This window comes from Microvirga ossetica, assembly GCF_002741015.1.
GTDB lineage: Bacteria > Pseudomonadota > Alphaproteobacteria > Rhizobiales > Beijerinckiaceae > Microvirga > Microvirga ossetica.
Genome location: NZ_CP016616.1, coordinates 694113 through 711248 on the forward strand (window position 1 = coordinate 694113; position 17136 = coordinate 711248).

Genomic DNA, 17136 nt, shown 5'->3' on the forward strand with positions numbered 1-17136 from the left:
GCTCGACCCCATCGGTGTACCAGTCCAAGATCGCCAAATAGAGGCCATTTCGTAGAAGTGGGTGGTGCTCAGCAGGAAGATGCTCCTCAACGGCCTTCAGATATCGCGAGAAGGGTTTCAGCGTCGGAGCAGCCTCCATTGATGTTCGCCTGAAACACCGCTCTTCCAGATAGAGCACCAATGCAGCAGCATTTTGACTTCCATCCTCTCGCCAAACTTCAGGCGCGTTCCTGCACTACGTGAGGATCAGATGCTGAAGTCGTGCAGGCCATCACTGCGGTGTGCCGCCAGTGCCTGGGCTTACTCAGGTGAGCGATGCGACCATTGGAGCGCGTTCGCATCTTCGGTGCAGCCGGTTGCGGGTCGTCCACCCTGGGATGGGCGCTCGCGCGACGGCTGGCGTGTCAGCACCTCGACAGCGACGATATCTACTGGCTTCCCACTACGCCACCTTTCCAGAGGAGGCGAACCACGCCTGAGCGCCTGCACCTTTTGTTAGAGGCGACGAAATCCTCCTGCAAACGGGTGCTGTCCGGGTCCGTTGCAGGCTGGGGTGATGCTCTGATCCCGAGCTTTGACCTTGTGGTGTTCCTGTATGTGCCGACCAAGATCAGGCTGGCTCGGCTTCAGAGCCGCCAACGGGCACGTTTCGGAACGGCGCTTGATCCAGAAGGTCAGATGTACGGCCAGCATCAGGCATTCCTCCGCTGGGCCGCAGGGTACGATCCTGGTCTGAGCGGCGGACGCACCCTTTGGGCTGATGCCACATGGCTGGGCTATTTGCCCTGTCCTGTGATGTGCCTCATCGGGGAATGGGGGACAGCGGAGCAGATCGACCGAGTGCTCTCGTTCTGGGATGCTCACGCTAATCAACCCGAAGGCAACCGCCTCTCTGCATGGAAGATTACCGCAAATATTATGGATAGCGTTGCATAATATTCGTAAGCGGCCTGCTTCGGCGGGGCATAGTGCTAACTTTCAGTCCACTTCGCGCCTATGAAAGTAGCTATATTGCTAAAATGTAACGCTTCAAGCAGTTTTATTGCTGTACTGTCGTTTTCCCGACAGAAAAGATTCGATTTCCGCTGGTAGACAATTATCCATCAATCAAGATGGATTTCAGGGGGCAGCATGACCACCCAAACTCTGGATAGAGCCTCCCACCGGGAGGCTGATCCCACCTTTAGAGAACCTTCCCAGCTTCAGCCACTCGTGCAATCCCTTCAGTCTGTTCTGAAGCAAATCGACGATGAGTACGAGCGAGAGCGCAACAGGCCCAGCCAAACCTTGCCAGACACGTGCGTGAAGGATCGTGCGCTGGCCATGCTCAAATCCCGTCACCAGGACCGGCGCGACAACGATGTGCGGGAACTTGCGGCCCTGGTTGGGCAACCACAATGACAGGAACCGTTATCAAGCTGCTTAATGCCGACACTTGTGCCTTTTCTCAGGTGGAAGCTGAGGTCCTGCGGCGTGTCAGCGAAGGAAGCACGATCAACTCGATCTCCACTGAACTCGGGTTAGCTGAGCCAATCGTGAAGGAGTACATCAGGTCACTCTTGAGAAAGGTCCGGATGCGAGATGTCGAGAGAACGACCGGATCGGAAGACGTAGCAATGCCGAAGCAGGAACTGCTCGAAGTGCTACTTGGTGGAATCGGTACTCGGCTTCAATCTCTGGGTGGCCGACCCAGACCCGCACGATGGAACCAACTAAACTGGAACCGCTGAACATGGCCCGCTGGGGTGTGGTGCTCATGATTTCGGCTTTCCACTAACTCGAATAATGGCCCAAGCCTTTGGCGCAGAGATCGGGCATCGTAGCGAACCACAGGCAGGCCACTGCACCGTTCAGGCCCGTCGAGCGCAAATGTACCGATGATCAGGTGGCCATCGGGGCGAAGAGCCCTCACCAGTTGCGCCACATAGGCGTCTTGGTCGGCAGGTTCGGTCAGGAAATGGAACGCTGCCCGATCATGCCATAGGTCGTAAGTCCTCTCAGACTCCCAAGCGGTCACATCGGCTACAATCCACGTGACGTGTGACGCGCGTTGGCCAAGACGGGCATGGGTCTCAGCAACAGCCTTTTGCGAAATATCCAGGACAGAAAGAGCGGTATAACCCTCGTTGAGCAGGGCATCGACCAGCCTGGACTCCCCACCGCCGATATCGATGATAGCGGCGTCTTTCCCGACACCGGCGGTGTGGATGATATCCAGCGAGAGTACCGGAGTCTCCTCAAACCAACTGACTTCAGTCTCGGCCTTGGTCTGGTAGACATTCTCCCAGTGTGCTTGCCGCTCCTTGGGGTCCATCGCCAAGCTCCTTTACGCTGCGTCCCCTTGTTTCGTCTCCTGCTGTTTGAGCAACCTATCATGCCGATTACGGTTCAGGTCGTCTTCCAGGATGTCACAGCGCCGGATCAGGATGTCGCGATGTCGGACCCCGAGCCTGGGCGAGCTTACCCTCTCGTCGATTAGCCTCAACAGCGAAACGATGTCAGTCTTGGGCATGATCCAGCCGCGCGCTCTCTGCCGCATGAACAACCTCCGGGTGCTTTTGGCCGAGATGTGGATAGGTGAGCTTGGCTGCGCAAGACGCTGAGGCCACTCCCACAATTTAATCCAGCACATCACCCCTATTTTTGAGGAGGGCACAACACGGAACCTTCCTTGTCCTTCTGCGCTGATATCGATTCCGTGCTCTTCGGCTGCGGGATCAGCCATGCCCGACGACCCTGACAAGACCTTGCAGGAGTTGCGTCACCTGATAGCCACTGGGGGATTGCCGAAGCTCTCGGCAGAGGCATTGCGCGTGTACAAACGCGAGGAGCGGCGTAGTCCCAGGCTGGCCCAGCCGACTACGTCCAAGCCTCTGCTCAGTCTGTCCTCAGAAGCGCTCCGACTGTTCCGCGAGAAAGCTGATCCCGCGTGGCCATGGAAACGGCGGTAACCGGTTCTCCTGGTGTCATGCCCTTTATCAAATAGGGCCTGCACCCTTTTGGCCTTTCTCACATACCGTTCGGCCTGTTTATTCCGGCTTCTCGTTGCTGCGTTACCTCAACGACTGCTCTCAAAAAACTGAATTGAAAATGCGCGATTTAACCGAGAAGCAATTTGTAGCCGCGATGGAGCGAAACGGGTTCACGAAGGATTAGAGCCTCCTCAACGGATTCCGTCATCCTGATCTGCCCAAGCCAATGTTCATGACTCTGCTTATCCAGGCCAACGGCTATCGGGGAGCCCTGAAGGCTACGCTTGAGAGTCTCAAGCAGGCTCAGGCTTTGAACGCTAAAGCTGACCAGGAGCAATGAAGCTGACGAAACAGGCTATTTACCTCCATTAGAGCACACTCTCAGCTTCAGAATCATATCGTGATGGGGAAGTCCACCGTCGTCGAAGGCATCTCCAATCACCTCAAAGCCCATAGCCGTGTAGAAGGGTATGGCGTGATCCTGGGAAGCAAGCTTGACATACGAGAACTCTGGATGCCGAGGAATCTCGTCCAGGAGGTAAGCCATCAAGCCTGACCCTATGCCTCTTCCTCTGGCTCCGTCGAGCACTGCAAGTCTCTCAATCTTGGCGGTGTCAGGAGCATAGGTGCGCCATCGGACAGTGCCCACAGGAACTGCACCTGCAAGCGCCACATAGTGCAGGCAGACATCCTCGTGTTGATCAATCTCCCGCTCAGCCGGGACATTCTGGCCAATGACAAAGACGCGCGTCCTGATTTGAACGCACTGAGCATATCGGAGGCGGGTATCAGCCTCTATGATCTCAATGTCACCTTGATACATCGAGCCCATGTCGCCTCGCGATTATGATAGCTACGGGACCATCAGAGCCCCGTATTGTGCGCTGGGACTGGAGCAGAGCACTACCGAATTCAAAGACGCTCGGTGAGGTCTTCTCCAAGAGAAATAACTTCGGAGCTAACCGTGGCGGTTGGCGTAACGACGCTTCTTGGCGAGGTTCTTCTGCCTTCGAGTATCTTCGCCGGGGCAATCATCTCCTTGTAGCGGCGGGTGTGCTTCTTGAATGACGGTCTCATGCGAGCCCTACCGGCCATCGGGTTCCTCCCTTTTCAGCGACCGGAGCATGAAACCATATCAACCCGAAGGGAAGCACCTCATCCCGAGTGGGTAGTTCGGGCTCAGATGGCAGCGCATGCCAGCAGTGATATCATGATCTTTCCTGATTGCGCGGAGCGACATCATGCGCGCCCATGCCCTCCTTACAGCCACCTGTCTGTGCCTGCCGGTTTCTGCCCTGGCACAGGACAGGGCAAGCATTCAAACTCTGAACGATCAGTTCGCGAAGGCGTTCAATACCGGCGATGCAGCGGCCGTCGCGGCCCACTACACCGAAGATGCGTTTGTCCTGCCGCCCGGAGCCGAGATGGTACTGGGCCGGAACGCGATCCTGACATTCTGGAAATCTGCTGCTGACCAGATTGGCGACATCAAGCTGACAGCGGTCGATGTGAAGCCACTCGGAAACAACGCCGCCCGCGAGATTGGGACCTTCGCTCTCCGGACCAAAGGGGCACAATCGCAGCAAGTCACCGGCAAGTATGTGGTGGTGTGGGAGAAGGTTGGAGCCGACTGGAAACTTGCCACCGACATCTGGAACACCAACAAGTAGCTCCGTCCAGAGGACCCGCGACCGGCAAGCTGTCATTGCATTGTCGTTCTTGACAGCACGTTCTGACAGGCAGAGCATTTTCCGCTGCTCTTGGCAGCGTACCGGTCCCGTGAAGATCGGTACATTCCCCGGAAAGGAGGTTCAGCATGGAGCCACCTCCGAACTTGGCCGTGATGACCGCTGCGGCACCCGGACGGGCTTCAGCGTAGCGGTTTACTCCACGAACGGCAGACCGGGAGCGGCTTCAGGAGCCGCATCGGCAAGGCATGGCTCTGCTTAGCCTTTCCCGGCCTTGATGGTTGGCCCAGGTCGAGGGCCAATTCGGTTCAGCATGTTCGGAGAGGAAGGTTTGCCATGCGGCCATTCATGCTTACAACTTCTCTGCTTCTTGCCACCACGGGCACCCTGATGGCCCAAGACCCCAAGGCAGGTCACGCCATGAGGGCTGACCAACTTCAGTGGGGAGCGGCTCCATCCGTGTTGCCCAAAGGCGCACAGCTTGCCGTTTTGTCGGGTGATCCCAGCAAGACCGGCCCATTCACGATCCGGTTGAAAGCACCTGCGGATTACAAGATTCCCGCTCACAGCCATCCTACGGCTGAGCGCGTTACGGTGATCTCTGGAGAGTTCAATTTCGGCATGGGCGACAAGCTGGATCAAGCTAAGGCCGAGAAGCTCGCCAGCGGCGGGTTTGTCGATCTTCCAGCCAACATGAACCACTTTGCCTTCATGGGTCCTGAAACCGTGGTCCAGATCGACTCGGAGGGTCCCTTCGTCATCAAGTATGCCAACCCAGCCGATGATCCGAGCAAATCCCAATGAGTCGGGCCGTTCCAATCATTCGGACTGGTAATTGAGAGAGGAAGAACACCATGTGCCACTATCGCGGATCGTATGTGTCCGAGGAGAGGGCGAAGGCTGAGGCTGATCGCCAGCGGGAGCTTGAGGCTAAGCGCACCCAGGCTGTCGATAAGCTGAAGCACGAAGCTGATGCAGCGGCTCAGAAGGCAGCATCTACACCAGCAAAAGAGCCTGTTCCGGCGAAGTAGCTTGGCCTACATTCCGGTGATCATTGCATATACGATGCCCCGCCTTGGCGGGGCATTCCACACCCAATGCGCGACGTTGCCGACGCCGTCTCGTGCAACAACATAGGGGCGGAAAGCCTTAACGAAAACTCGGCACCTCGCAGCACCGAGTTCAAGGATTCTATTTGACCGGCTATGGTCGATCCTGATCATGGCAGGATCAGTTAAGCAGCCTTTTTCGAGCGACGGCCCTTTGCGGGAGCAGCAGTTTCAGGACCCTCGACCGGAGCCTTGCCCTTCCTGCGCTGCTGGCCGAGCCCCATCGTCTTAGCAAGCTCGGAGCGCGCCTTGGCGTAGTTCGGCGCAACCATCGGGTAATCGGCTGGCAGGTTCCACTTGGTGCGGTACTGCTCGGGCGTCATGTCGTAGGTCGTGCGCAGATGGCGCTTGAGCGACTTAAACGATTTTCCATCCTCCAGGCAGATGATAGCATCTGGAGTGATGGACTTCCGCACCGAGACAGCGGGCACCAACTCAGCCTTGGGCTCTTCTTGCTGGCCCTGTACGGTCTTCGTCAGGGCCGCGTAGACCGACTGAAGCAGCGAGGGGAGATCAGCGGCGGGAACCGAGTTGTTGCTGACATACGCCGAGACGATGTCAGCAGACAGTTCGATATAGTTCGGAGCGGTTGCGCTCTCAGTCATGGTTTCGTGTCCTTGGCTGCACGGAAACTGGTATGGGGACGAAAATTGAACAAGACGTTACTCTAACAGGATCAGCAGGAACGGCCCGTGCAGCACAATAAGCGCCTGTGATCTGCGCCGCACCTATGCCTTTCGACAGAGTTTTGCAAGATCATTTCCCGAACCGGCTCTGATAAACTGACCGGCGATCATTTATATTGGCAACAGGCTACATGAATGAAAGCAATCCTTCGGGATGTGTTTCGCAGCATTCCCAAGGTAGATTCTCATCCCATGAAGGTTCGACAGCCGAATCCTTCACGGCTGGGACGAAATTGATTGTCTATGCCTGACACAACAATGAGGATCGCTGTTTGAACTTGCCCGACACTATCTATACGGCCTCAACATGGATTGTGCCGATCCTCATCGCCATCACGTTCCACGAAGCGGCCCATGCGTTTGCCGCCTGGAGGCTGGGGGACGATACGGCGCATCGTCTTGGCCGCGTCACCTTCAATCCGCTCAAGCATGTAGACCCGTTTGGAACGATCCTGCTTCCTGCCCTGCTCTTCCTGACCAAGGCTCCTTTTCTCTTCGGGTGGGCCAAACCTGTCCCAGTGGCATTCCAGCGTCTCGGTAAGCCGCGCCGCGATATGGCGCTTGTCGCCATCGCTGGTCCGTTGACGAATGTCGTGCTCGCTGTGGTGTCAGCCGCTCTCATCCGTCTTGCAGGGTTGCTGCCAGAGGACATGGCCCTGTGGTTTGTACAGACCCTCTATCAGTCGATCCTGCTGAATCTGATCCTCGCGATCTTCAACATGTTTCCCATCCCGCCTCTGGACGGCAGTCGCGTCGTCATGAGCCTTCTGCCCAAGGCTCTGGCGTGGCAATACGCAAAGCTGGAGCGTTTCGGATTCCTCATCCTCCTCGGGATCATCTTCCTTCTGCCAATGCTTGGACGAATGATGGGAACTGACCTGAACCTGTTCCGATGGGCTGTTGCGGCTCCGCTCCAATGGCTCATGCCGATCCTTCGGGCCATCGCTGGGGCACCGCTGTAGCGGGCGCAGGCATTATCCTAAGGCTGCTTTGGGCCTGACATGGCCACCTCGATGAGGCGTGTCACCCTCCGGTGAATGATACTCGCAGTGCTCGGTTGCCGAATCTATCCCGCGACCGCAGCGCTGATCCGAGCCGCAGCATCTCTCGGCTCGACCCCATCGGCGTACCAGTCCAAGAGCGCCAAATAGAGGCTATTGCGCAGAAGCTGGTGATGCTCGGAGGGAAGGTGCTCCTCGACAGCCTTCAGATATCGCGAGAAGGGTTTCAGCATCGGACTGGTCTCCATTGATGTTCGTCTGAGACACCGCTGTTCCAGGTAGAGCACCAATGCAGCAGCATTTTGACCTTCACCCTCTGCGCGAACTCGGAGCATGGTTCAGCGTTGCGAGACGATTTGCTGCTGAAGTCGCGCAGCCCCGCGCTGCCGCGAGAATAAGGCTGCTTGAGGTACTCCCCAGTCTTAGAAGCGAACAAGAAAAAGCGCCCGTTGAGGGCGCTTGGAGGTTCCGGCCCGTAGGGGCAGATGAGCCGGTGAATTCGGAAATCAGTTAGCCTGCTGCCTGAAGGTCGTCTGACATGGTTGACGAGAGGTGCTTCTGGAGTTCGGCAATCAGCATCAGGTAAGGCTGACGGCGCTCGCGGTGCCTTCGCGTCAGGGTCTCCACAATCTGCTTCTTCAGCATCGGTTCGGTTCTGCTTCGCTCCAAGCGCTGCATCTCATGCTGGTGCTCGAAGTCGAGATTAGACAGGGTGCGCGATGTGTTCTGCCACAAGCCATGCAAGTCAAAGCTTTGGTTCTCGCCGACGATCAGGCGGTTTAGTGCAGACGAGACATGCTGTTGGTTCTGCATTGCGGCTCCCAACGGGTCGTGCTGAGCCGCACCTTTGTTGAGGTGCTTAAGCTCAGCACGTGCCCATTCTCAAGAAACGGTTCATCCCTAAACTGTTCGACTTCAGCACACCTCGGCAATGCTACGGCACCTGACCACCCTTGTGTCAGAATTCAGGCGGGTCTCAGTCCGTGCTGATTGAATGTTTTCTGAAGGCGCGCTGGGAAATACGGGAAGAGGCATCCTGTGTCTGTCTGAAACCCGACAAAGATCATAACTCTTTCGTATAGGTCAGCTTGCCGCAGCGGGATTCGATCCGCTCTGAAGTTGAGTTTGGATGAATAGCTTTGCTGTTATCCTTCTATATCGCATCTATGAAGATAGCTGCACAGCTTAAATGTCGTTCTCCAGGCCGTTTTACTGCAAGACTGTCGTATCCCCGACAGAAAAGATGTTATTTTTCTGCTAAATCATCACCAAGGTGAGCATAGGACTTAGCATGACTGTCCAGGTACTGGATAGAATTTCCTTCCTTGAGGCCGAAACAAGTTTCAGAGGCCCCTCGGAACTTCAGCCACTCGTTCAATCCCCTCAGTCCAATCTGGAACGGATTAACGATGGCTGTGAGCGCAAGCGCGACCGGTTCATTAGAACCTTGCCACAAGCGAACGTGGATCACCGTGCGTTGTCGATGCTCAAGCCCCGCCACCGTACACGACGGAAAAACTACGTGCGGAAATTTGCGGCCCTGGTTGCGCAACCGCAATGACAGGAACCGTCATCAAGCTGCTCAATGCCGATACTTGTGCCTTTTCTCAGGTGGAAGCTGAAGTCCTGCGGCGTGTCAGCGAGGGAGACAAGATCACCTCGATCTCCTCCGAAATGGGTTTAGCTGAGCCAATCGTGATGGAGTACATCAGGTCGATCTTGAGGAAGGTCCGGACGAGAGATGCCGAGAGAATGACCGGATTGGCCGACATAAAGACATTGCTGGAGGAGGGATTGTCCCCAGAGGAGGACCACGGGTAAGAGCCGCGAACAGCACCCCACAATCTCAATCGAGACCCTCGGCACGTCCGAGAAAATGCTCAGGTGGGACCTCGCGCGGTTGCGGCTGCGGCAAAGCGCTCACCGAGTTCGTGTCGCAGTGCCTCGGGCTGACGCTCACTCAGACTTGGAGCGTGAACTGTCAACGGCGGTTCAAAAGTCGACCACGGGGCGGCGCAAAACTGGGCCAGTGGCGGGCGCGCTGACCACATAGCTGGCGCGTGCCATGGCGCATTGGCCCCCTGGGCCAATTGTCATCGGGTTGATTTCAGGACGATGTTTGCCGTTTGCGCGATCGGCTATGAGCAAGACGGTAGCTCTCGCCGTTCATCTCGAGGATGCTGACATGGTGGGTCAGTCGGTCGAGAAGTGCGCCCGTAAGGCGTTCTGAGCCAAGGGTCTCGGTCCATTCGTCAAAGGGCAGATTGCTGGTTATGAGGGTGGCGCCGCGTTCGTAGCGTCGCGAGATCAGCTCGAACAGCAGCTCCGCCCCGGTCTTCGAGAGGGGCACGAAGCCCAGTTCGTCGATGATCAGCAGCTTGTATCCGGCCATCTGCCTCTGGAGACGAAGCAGGCGGCGCTCGTCACGGGCCTCCATCATCTCGCTGACCAGGGCAGAGGCTGTGGTGAAGCCGACGGACAGTCCCCTTTGGCAGGCGGCCAGCCCGAGCCCCAGGGCGATATGGGTCTTGCCGGTGCCGGAGGGGCCGAGGGCAATGACATTCTCGCGCCGCTCGATCCACTCGCCACGCGCCAGCTCTAGGACCTGCATCTTGTTCAGTCTCGGGATGGCGGCGAAGTCGAAGCTGTCGAGGCTTTTGACGGCCGGGAACTTCGCGGTCTTGATGCGCCGCTCGACCATCCGCCGCTCGCGGTCGATCAGCTCCATCTCCACGAGCCGGGCCAAGAAGCGGACATGGTCAAGCCCCTCGGTGGCGCATTGGCGGGCCAGCTTCTGGTGCTCGCGCAGGAATGTGGGCAGTTTGAGCGCCTTGAGGTGGTGGGCGAGCAAAATCTCGGGAGCTTCAGCGCTCATGCGGCATCCTCCGAGATCAGGCACATATAGGCCGCCGCCGATGTCTTCTCGACCCTGGCTTTCGGCAGATAGGGGTAAACATCGAGGTCCAGCCGCGGCGGTCTGCGCTCCACCCGGCACAGGACCAGATGCTTGACCGCATCGAAGCCGATCGCCCCCATCTGCAGGGCCTGCTTCACCGCAGCATGGAGATCCGGGAGATTGAAGAGTTCCAGCAGCCGCAGCACCTGCACATATTCGCGCCGGCCCTGCTTGTTCATGCGGACTTCCATCAAGCCGCGCAAGGTCGCGAACTCCTCGGGCAGGTCCCATCCCTGCAAAGGAGCGGCCTGATCGAGTGCGTTGATCTTGTTCTCGATCAACGGGAGGTAATGTAGCGGATTAAAGATCACCTCTTCCCGCTCGTAGCTGCGGGGATGGCGCGCAATGACCTCGCTGCGGCAGCCGATCACCACCTCGTCGACATAGCCCCGGATCCAGACATCCTGATGGCCCCAGGCCACGGGCACCGAGTAGTCGTTGGTCTTGTAGCGCACGAGCGACTGCGATGAGACGCGCCCGCTGGCCTGATCGCAGGCCTCAAATGGCGAGGCCGGCAGGGGACGCATGGCCGCGGTATCCCGCTGCAGGCGCTGGCCGATCGTCTCGGCCGGCCCCCGCAGCTTGTCATCCTGCCGCTTGCGGCATTGCCCCTCCAGCCAGGTGTTGAAGGTCTCCCAGCTCGGGAAGTTCGGGATTGGCACCATGAAGTTGCGACGGGAATAACCGACGAGGCCCTCCACATTCCCTTTGTCGTTCCCCTTGCCCGGACGACCGTAGCGATCCCGGATCACGTAGTGCGACAGGAAACCACTGAACAACGCCGCCCGCTTGCGCGTCCCGTCCGGCAGGATCTTTGCCACCAGGCAGCGGTCATTGTCATAGAGCACCGACTGCGGCACCGCACCGAAGAAGGCAAAGGCCTGGATGTGGCCGTCCACCCAGGCCTCAGACACAGCCGCGGGATAGGCCCGGACGAAACACGCATCGCTGTGCGGAAGATCAAGCACGAAGAAATGCGCTTTCTGCTCCACCCCGCCGATCACGACCACCGCCTCCCCGAAGTCGGCCTGCGCATGGCCGGGTGGGTGCGACAGCGGCACAAACATCTCCTGGCATCGCCGCTCGCGCTCGCGGATGTAGTCTTTGATCGTCGTATAGCCGCCGGTGAACCCATGCTCCTCCCGGAGCCGGTCAAACACCCGCTTCGCCGTATGGCGTTGCTTGCGGTGAACCGACCGATCGCCCTCCAGCCAGGCATCGATGATCGGGACGAACGTTTCCAGCTTCGGGCGCCGGACAGGAGCATGACGCCGATAGCCGGGCGGCTCCGCATAGGCCATCATCTTGCGAACGCTGTCGCGCGATATGTTGAAATGCTTCGCCGCCTCGCGCTGGCTCATGCCTTCAGAGCACGCCAGCCGAACCTTCCGGTAAAGTTCCACGGTGAAAATCCCCCAGCCCTCCCTGCAACCGGCAGAAAGGGAATAGGTGGACGACTTTTGCGCCGCCCGCAGCGGGTCTATCCCGCCGCTACCGTGGTCAAATTTTGCACCGCCGTTCTCATATCCAATCGGAATTTTGCCAGGAAAGCTTCAGTCATCTCTTCCAGGTTGGAAACCTGCATCACGAACGAACCGGCACCCCCAATCACGTGTGTGCGGTAATACCCGACATCACTGACAAGGCCGTAGCCGATGACAAGGCCATTGATGATCTGCCCTGCCTCCAGCGCCGCGTCACGTGCCAGGGCAGGCTCCATTCCACTGTTACTTGGCCCGTTGCCGACGACGTTGATGACTGAGCGACGGCTTGTGAATGGTGCCGCCTTAAGGAGAGCCGATGCGGTGCGGATCGCCAGGGCAATATCCGTCTGATGCTGCTTTTTGGGGGCTTCGTAATGATCTGTCGGAATATCGCGGTCGAGAAGCTGGCTTTCCTCGATAAGTTGAACTGAGCGCAGATGCTTAGAGACCCACGCGGCATCCTCGGGCGTGGCGACCATAGTCCAGGGAACAAGCGTCTTCGCGTGACCGTGGCTCGACCACGTGAACACGGCAAACCCGACGCGCCTATGAGACCCTGTTCGGACTGCCTCAAGGAAGCGTGGGTCGGTCATGGCCTGGGCTAAGCCTTCTCTCTCAAGCCATTCTTCGTAGCGCCCCACCGAGGCCGAAGTATCCAGAGTGGTGACAAGGTTGGCGTCAACTTGGACCTGTGCCTCGGTAGCGGCTGCCAATCCTGACACAAGGATGACAGCCATCGCGCCTGCAAGCTGTAAGAAGACACCCATGGTGGCTCTCTCGCTAAGCAACTGGGAAGCACGAGCCCACACAACCAACGGATAAACCTGACGCGACGTGGGAGGCTGGCCTTTAAAGATGGCCAAGGGGCTGCCGTCTCGGCTGCGTCTGCGACACCTCGGGTTATGGCAGCGGAACGCCCTAATTGGGGAGTATAATACACCGGAGGATCATCTCGCGGAAGTATCCTTAGTCCCACAACCGTCTATGCCCGCAGGATACTCTGGTAAAGCTTAGCAATAGAATTTGCTGTAGGCTGGACACCTCACCCGCCCCGCAGCACAATTCCGTCTCGAACTGCACCGAGGCTATCATGGATCGGCAGGAGCATAGGGTCGAGCGACGGCTGGCAGCGATCTTTGCCGCTGATGTGGCAGGCTACTCGCGACTGATGAGCCACAACGAGGTTGAGACGCTCCGCACCTTGACGGCCCATCGCGAGGTGATGGACCGGTTGATCGCCGAGCATAGGGGACGGATCGCCAACACGGCTGGCGACAGTGTCTTGGCCGAATTCCCGAGTGCCGTTGATGCCGTCCAATGTGCTATTGCCGTGCAGGAGGCCCTCGCGTCCGCTAATCAGGATGACGCAGAGCGGGAGCGCCTTCAGTTCCGGATTGGAATTCATGTTGGTGATGTAATGATACGCGGCGGCGACCTCCTCGGTGACGGCGTAAATATTGCGGCGCGGCTCGAAGGGATCGCTGATCCGGGCGGTATCTGCATCTCGGAAGCCACCTATGGATACGTGCGTAAAGTGGTGCCTCTTATGTTTTCTGATCTCGGACCCCAGAAGGTGAAGAACATCGAGGAACCAATCGGGGCGTATGCTCTCTCAGAGCCCTCGCCACATCCGGTACAGATCGATCCTACCAAGTTTCTCCCACTGCCGAGCAAGCCGTCGATAGCAGTCCTGCCGTTTACCAACATGAGCGGTGATCCTGAGCAGGAGTATCTCGCTGACGGTATGGTGGAGGAAATCACCGCTGCCCTGTCCCGCATCCGCTCGCTCTTTGTCATCGCGCGCAATTCGGGCCTCTCGTACAAGGGCACCAAAAAGGATGTACGCCAGATCGCCCAGGAACTCGGTGTCCGATACGTGCTGGTGGGGAGCATTCGGAAGTCTGGTTCGCGCGTTCGAGTTACGGCTGAGTTGGTCGATGGCTCTGATGGCGGTCACATCTGGGCAGATCGTTACGACAGCCAAGTCGAGGACATCTTCGACCTTCAAGACCGACTGACCGAAGCGATCATAGGAGCCATCCTACCAAACATTCGGGCAACCGAAATCGAGCGGGCAAGGCGCAAACGTCCCGACAGCCTGGATGCCTACGACTGCGTGATGAAAGCAATGCCAACCGTCTGGTCCAACGATCCGGAGACAGCCAAACAAGCCCTGGAGCTTCTGGAACGGGCGATGGCCCTCGACCCTGATTACGCCCTGGCAAAGTCAATGGCATCTTGGTGTCATGCTCAACAGGCGATGTATCTTCGCTCGTCCGATCCGCAGCGGGACCGAGAGCGGGCGCTTGCCCTGGCGGAGGAGGCCGCGCGACTGGACAGCAATGACCCGCTGGTGCTGACCACTCTAAGCGCAGCCTACACACTCGTTGGAAGGTTGGACCGCGCGTCCACACTGATCGAGAAGGCCCTTCAGCTTGATCCCAACTCAGCATGGGCGTGGCAGCGAAGCGGGTGGATTCATGTCTACAGGGATCAACCCGAGTTGGCTCTCGACCATTTTAAGCACGGTCTCCGGATCAGCCCTTTCGACCCGATCAACTTCAACTCGTATATCGGCATGGGGATGGCTCACTTCGCGGCTGTTCGCTACAACGATGCAATCGAGTGGCTCAAGAAGGGCCTGCAAGAGCGGCCCAGTGCAGTCTGGGCCTACCGATTGCTGACCCCTGCCTATGCTCATGCTGGCCGAATGGAAGACGCTCGACAGTCAGCAACGCTTTTGCTTCACAGCTATCCAGAGTTCACGATCTCACGGCATTTTCAGAACATTATCTCTCATAATGAGCACATGAACCGGATCATAGAGGGGCTTAGAAAGGCCGGTGTACCTGAATGAGGGAGACACAGTAGAAGACTCTTTTAAATCTCCGTCGCGCCCCCTCGGTGATCGCCCTCAAGAAACCATCGACATGTCCCCACGCGAGACGTATCATTATAACTGCAAATGAACCTGGGGAACGCGATGCCCCCACCACAGGGTAAGGTCGAGCGACGGCTGGCGGCCATCTTCGCGGCTGATGTGGCGGGATACTCGCGCATGATGGAGCAGGACGAAGTCAGGACGCTTCGGAGCTTGACCGCTCATCGCGCGATAATGGACGGCCTCATTACGGAGCACAGCGGGCGCATCGCCAATACAGCCGGTGACAGCGTTCTGGCCGAGTTCCCGAGCGCCGTGGATGCGGTCCGGTGCGCAGTGGAAGTCCAGAAGCAATTCGCGTCCGTTTCAAGCGGCCTGAGCATGCACTTCCGTATCGGGGTGCATGTCGGTGACGTGATGGCCCGAGGCGGCGATCTCCTGGGTGACGGGATCAATGTGGCTGCGCGCCTTCAGGGATTGGCCAATCCAGGGGGCATCTGCGTCTCTGAGGCCGCTTACGGCTACATTCGCAAAGTCCTTCCACTCGACTTCACTGACCTTGGCCCCCAGTCGGTGAAGAACCTCCATGAGCCGATCAGAGCCTACACCATCAAAGGTCCTTTGCAGCCAACCAGAATGGCCGAGCAGAGTGGGCCTATCCCTCTTCCCGACAAACCATCCATTGCTGTCCTACCCTTCACCAACATGAGCGGGAATCCCGAGCAGGAGTATTTCGCGGACGGCATGACCGAAGATATCATCACAGGTCTCTCGCACTTAAAGTGGCTGTTCGTCATCGCTCGCAATTCCACGTTTGCTTACAAAGGTAAGGCGGTGGATGTTCGGCAAGTCGCTCAAGGCTTGGGCGTTCGGTATGTGCTCGAAGGTAGTGTCAGGGTGTCAGGCAGCCGCATTCGCATCTCCAGCCAGTTGATCGAGGCCGCGAGCGGCAGGCACATCTGGGCCGAACGCTACGACAGGCAGCTTGATGACGTTTTTGCGGTTCAGGACGAGATCACAACAAGTGTCCTCGCTGCCATCGAGCCGCACCTGTATGCTGAGGAGGGTGCTCGAATAGCCAGCCAACCTCCTGACCATATTGGCACGTGGGGCCTCGTTGTCCGCGCTATTGGATTGATCAGCAAGCTCGAACGCCAGGAAAGTGACGACGCGCGATCCCTTCTCGAACGGGCAATTGCGATAGAGCCAACCTATGCGAAGGCCCATGCAATTTTAAGCTGGGCCGTGTGGTGGGCAGCCTATAACTACTGGCTTCCTGATGAGCAAGACGGTGTTGCCGAGGCGCAGAGACATGCGGAGCGGGCGCTTGCTCTTGACGCAAGCGAGCCGTGGGCTCGCATGATGTTGGGCCTGTGTGTCAGCACCGATGGTCAGCACGAACGCGCTTTGTTGGAACTTGAAGCTGCGCTGGGGATCAACCCGAGTTTTGCGTTGGCCCATACGATCTATGGATGGGCGCTCGCTCGAATTGGAAGGTTCGATGATGCCGTTGTGGAGACTCAGACGGCTCTTCGCCTGAGCCCTGCGGACACATTCCTTAGCTTTTATGAGTTCGTCCACGGTTTTACGCTCCTGGCTGCTCGTCGTTTTGAGGATGCTCTTCCCTATGTTCGCAGGGCTATTGTGGCCTTTCCCCACTTCCCTTCTCACTACGCTTTACTGATTAGCTGCTATGGCCACCTTGGGCTCCGAGACCAGACGAAGATGCTATTAGCGCACCGGAATTCCCTTCCGGCACCACCACTCACGGTCAGCTTAGTCCGAAGCCAACTGAAAAAATATGCGACTGGGGCAATCATCGCTGAGGGTCTGTCTAAGGCTGGGGTCCCTGAGAGTTGATTGGCTGAGCAGCAACACACATCGCAACTTGTATGCGGTCTGCTCTATGGGTGTGAGGACCCTCTAAACCTCTACATTTTTAGCTTCAGCCGCCGTCCACAGGCCCAGAATAGCGTCTGGGTCAGTGAGTTTGAAAAGCTCCTCCAGAGACATCCCGGCTGAGAGGCCGTACCGGAGCATCTTCTTCCGGTCGGCTTCGAACGTATCTTGGTCGGCCCATTCTGGCTTCGCGTCGATCAAGGCATTCATCATGCGCCAGACCCGATGCGAGTGGGATGGATCGAAAGCTGGCTCAGCCGGAATAGCGTTGCTCTCGGACACAGCAATCGTATCAGATCGCGTCACTGCAAAATGCTGGATAGTTGAGGAGTCGCTGCCGCTCCGCTCCAATGCCAGTTCTGGATGATCTCGATCCATCTGCGCTCCTGCTTGCCGATCTGTTAGTTGAATCGGCGGCGCTGGATTGATCGCTCAATCCCGTTAACAAGAGACAATGCGA

General features: G+C 57.8%; 17 protein-coding genes. 8 read left to right on the top strand and 9 right to left on the bottom strand.

Annotated elements, in window-relative coordinates; translation table 11 throughout:
• Positions 1-324: 324 nt before the first annotated feature.
• Together BB934_RS03085 and BB934_RS50820 are read left to right on the top strand one after the other, a co-directional pair.
• A complete protein-coding gene (locus BB934_RS03085; protein WP_099508322.1) occupies positions 325-936 on the top strand; it encodes a P-loop NTPase family protein in 612 nt (203 codons plus the stop codon).
• 461 nt (positions 937-1397) lie between these two features.
• The gene (locus tag BB934_RS50820; protein WP_099508324.1) at positions 1398-1730 is read left to right on the top strand and encodes a LuxR C-terminal-related transcriptional regulator; all 333 of its coding nucleotides are present in this window, start codon (positions 1398-1400) and stop codon (positions 1728-1730) included.
• Here BB934_RS50820 and BB934_RS03100 read toward each other — a convergent pair.
• Together BB934_RS03100 and BB934_RS03120 are read right to left on the bottom strand one after the other, a co-directional pair.
• Complete coding sequence (locus tag BB934_RS03100; RefSeq protein WP_099508325.1) at positions 1670-2314, bottom strand: class I SAM-dependent methyltransferase; 645 nt, start codon at positions 2312-2314, stop codon at positions 1670-1672. The genes BB934_RS50820 and BB934_RS03100 overlap by 61 nt on opposite strands.
• A gap of 1013 nt (positions 2315-3327) precedes the next feature.
• Positions 3328-3804, bottom strand: a complete 477-nt coding sequence (locus tag BB934_RS03120; protein WP_099508329.1) for a GNAT family N-acetyltransferase — start codon at positions 3802-3804, stop codon at positions 3328-3330.
• 409 nt (positions 3805-4213) lie between these two features.
• Here BB934_RS03120 and BB934_RS03125 point away from each other — a divergent pair, with 409 nt between their 5' ends.
• Together BB934_RS03125 and BB934_RS03130 are read left to right on the top strand one after the other, a co-directional pair.
• Positions 4214-4642, top strand: a complete 429-nt coding sequence (locus BB934_RS03125; protein ID WP_099508330.1) for a YybH family protein — start codon at positions 4214-4216, stop codon at positions 4640-4642.
• 366 nt (positions 4643-5008) lie between these two features.
• Positions 5009-5464 (top strand): cupin domain-containing protein, encoded by a 456-nt coding sequence (locus BB934_RS03130; protein ID WP_237050161.1) that lies wholly within the window; start codon positions 5009-5011, stop codon positions 5462-5464.
• Between the two features lie 430 nt (positions 5465-5894).
• On the opposite strand, the gene BB934_RS03135 is transcribed toward BB934_RS03130, so the two are convergent.
• Entirely contained in the window at positions 5895-6374 is a 480-nt protein-coding gene (locus BB934_RS03135; protein ID WP_099508332.1) for a Ros/MucR family transcriptional regulator, read from the bottom strand.
• A gap of 353 nt (positions 6375-6727) precedes the next feature.
• On the opposite strand from BB934_RS03135, the gene BB934_RS03140 reads away from it, so the two are divergent.
• Positions 6728-7417, top strand: a complete 690-nt coding sequence (locus BB934_RS03140; protein ID WP_099508333.1) for a site-2 protease family protein — start codon at positions 6728-6730, stop codon at positions 7415-7417.
• Positions 7418-7521: 104 nt separating this feature from the next.
• Here the strand turns inward: BB934_RS03140 and BB934_RS46805 are convergent, their stop codons facing one another.
• Positions 7522-7689: a hypothetical protein gene (locus tag BB934_RS46805; protein ID WP_157933999.1), complete on the bottom strand. Its 168-nt coding sequence runs from the start codon at positions 7687-7689 to the stop codon at positions 7522-7524.
• Between the two features lie 277 nt (positions 7690-7966).
• Complete coding sequence (locus BB934_RS03145) at positions 7967-8269, bottom strand: hypothetical protein (RefSeq protein ID WP_099508334.1); 303 nt, start codon at positions 8267-8269, stop codon at positions 7967-7969.
• A 744-nt stretch (positions 8270-9013) separates the two neighbouring features.
• Here BB934_RS03145 and BB934_RS50825 point away from each other — a divergent pair.
• A complete protein-coding gene (locus BB934_RS50825) occupies positions 9014-9277 on the top strand; it encodes a LuxR C-terminal-related transcriptional regulator (RefSeq protein ID WP_099508335.1) in 264 nt (87 codons plus the stop codon).
• A gap of 286 nt (positions 9278-9563) precedes the next feature.
• Here the strand turns inward: BB934_RS50825 and istB are convergent, their stop codons facing one another.
• From istB to BB934_RS03165, 3 genes are all read right to left on the bottom strand, one after another.
• A complete protein-coding gene (gene istB / locus BB934_RS03155) occupies positions 9564-10331 on the bottom strand; it encodes an IS21-like element helper ATPase IstB (protein WP_099508287.1) in 768 nt (255 codons plus the stop codon).
• Complete coding sequence (gene istA / locus BB934_RS03160; RefSeq protein ID WP_157933989.1) at positions 10328-11815, bottom strand: IS21 family transposase; 1488 nt, start codon at positions 11813-11815, stop codon at positions 10328-10330. Before istA ends, istB begins: the two co-directional genes overlap by 4 nt.
• 77 nt (positions 11816-11892) lie before the next feature.
• On the bottom strand, positions 11893-12663 hold the full coding sequence (locus BB934_RS03165; RefSeq protein WP_099508336.1) for a DUF1194 domain-containing protein: 771 nt from the start codon (positions 12661-12663) through the stop codon (positions 11893-11895).
• Between the two features lie 323 nt (positions 12664-12986).
• On the opposite strand from BB934_RS03165, the gene BB934_RS03170 reads away from it, so the two are divergent.
• Together BB934_RS03170 and BB934_RS03175 are read left to right on the top strand one after the other, a co-directional pair.
• Positions 12987-14753 (top strand): adenylate/guanylate cyclase domain-containing protein, encoded by a 1767-nt coding sequence (locus BB934_RS03170; RefSeq protein ID WP_099508337.1) that lies wholly within the window; start codon positions 12987-12989, stop codon positions 14751-14753.
• Between the two features lie 126 nt (positions 14754-14879).
• Positions 14880-16637: an adenylate/guanylate cyclase domain-containing protein gene (locus BB934_RS03175; protein WP_162299138.1), complete on the top strand. Its 1758-nt coding sequence runs from the start codon at positions 14880-14882 to the stop codon at positions 16635-16637.
• Positions 16638-16700: 63 nt separating this feature from the next.
• Here the strand turns inward: BB934_RS03175 and BB934_RS03180 are convergent, their stop codons facing one another.
• On the bottom strand, positions 16701-17054 hold the full coding sequence (locus tag BB934_RS03180) for a hypothetical protein (RefSeq protein ID WP_099508339.1): 354 nt from the start codon (positions 17052-17054) through the stop codon (positions 16701-16703).
• Between the last annotated feature and the right edge of the window lie 82 nt (positions 17055-17136).

Coding starts and splice junctions, on each gene's coding strand:
- BB934_RS50820 (WP_099508324.1), top strand. CDS start 1,398: ATGACAGGAACCGTTATCAAGCTGCTTAATGCCGACACTTGTGCCTTT.
- BB934_RS03100 (WP_099508325.1), bottom strand. CDS start 2,314: ATGGACCCCAAGGAGCGGCAAGCACACTGGGAGAATGTCTACCAGACC.
- BB934_RS03120 (WP_099508329.1), bottom strand. CDS start 3,804: ATGGGCTCGATGTATCAAGGTGACATTGAGATCATAGAGGCTGATACC.
- BB934_RS03125 (WP_099508330.1), top strand. CDS start 4,214: ATGCGCGCCCATGCCCTCCTTACAGCCACCTGTCTGTGCCTGCCGGTT.
- BB934_RS03130 (WP_237050161.1), top strand. CDS start 5,009: ATGCTTACAACTTCTCTGCTTCTTGCCACCACGGGCACCCTGATGGCC.
- BB934_RS03135 (WP_099508332.1), bottom strand. CDS start 6,374: ATGACTGAGAGCGCAACCGCTCCGAACTATATCGAACTGTCTGCTGAC.
- BB934_RS46805 (WP_157933999.1), bottom strand. CDS start 7,689: ATGCTGAAACCCTTCTCGCGATATCTGAAGGCTGTCGAGGAGCACCTT.
- BB934_RS03145 (WP_099508334.1), bottom strand. CDS start 8,269: ATGCAGAACCAACAGCATGTCTCGTCTGCACTAAACCGCCTGATCGTC.
- BB934_RS50825 (WP_099508335.1), top strand. CDS start 9,014: ATGACAGGAACCGTCATCAAGCTGCTCAATGCCGATACTTGTGCCTTT.
- istB (WP_099508287.1), bottom strand. CDS start 10,331: ATGAGCGCTGAAGCTCCCGAGATTTTGCTCGCCCACCACCTCAAGGCG.
- BB934_RS03165 (WP_099508336.1), bottom strand. CDS start 12,663: ATGGGTGTCTTCTTACAGCTTGCAGGCGCGATGGCTGTCATCCTTGTG.
- BB934_RS03170 (WP_099508337.1), top strand. CDS start 12,987: ATGGATCGGCAGGAGCATAGGGTCGAGCGACGGCTGGCAGCGATCTTT.
- BB934_RS03175 (WP_162299138.1), top strand. CDS start 14,880: ATGCCCCCACCACAGGGTAAGGTCGAGCGACGGCTGGCGGCCATCTTC.
- BB934_RS03180 (WP_099508339.1), bottom strand. CDS start 17,054: ATGGATCGAGATCATCCAGAACTGGCATTGGAGCGGAGCGGCAGCGAC.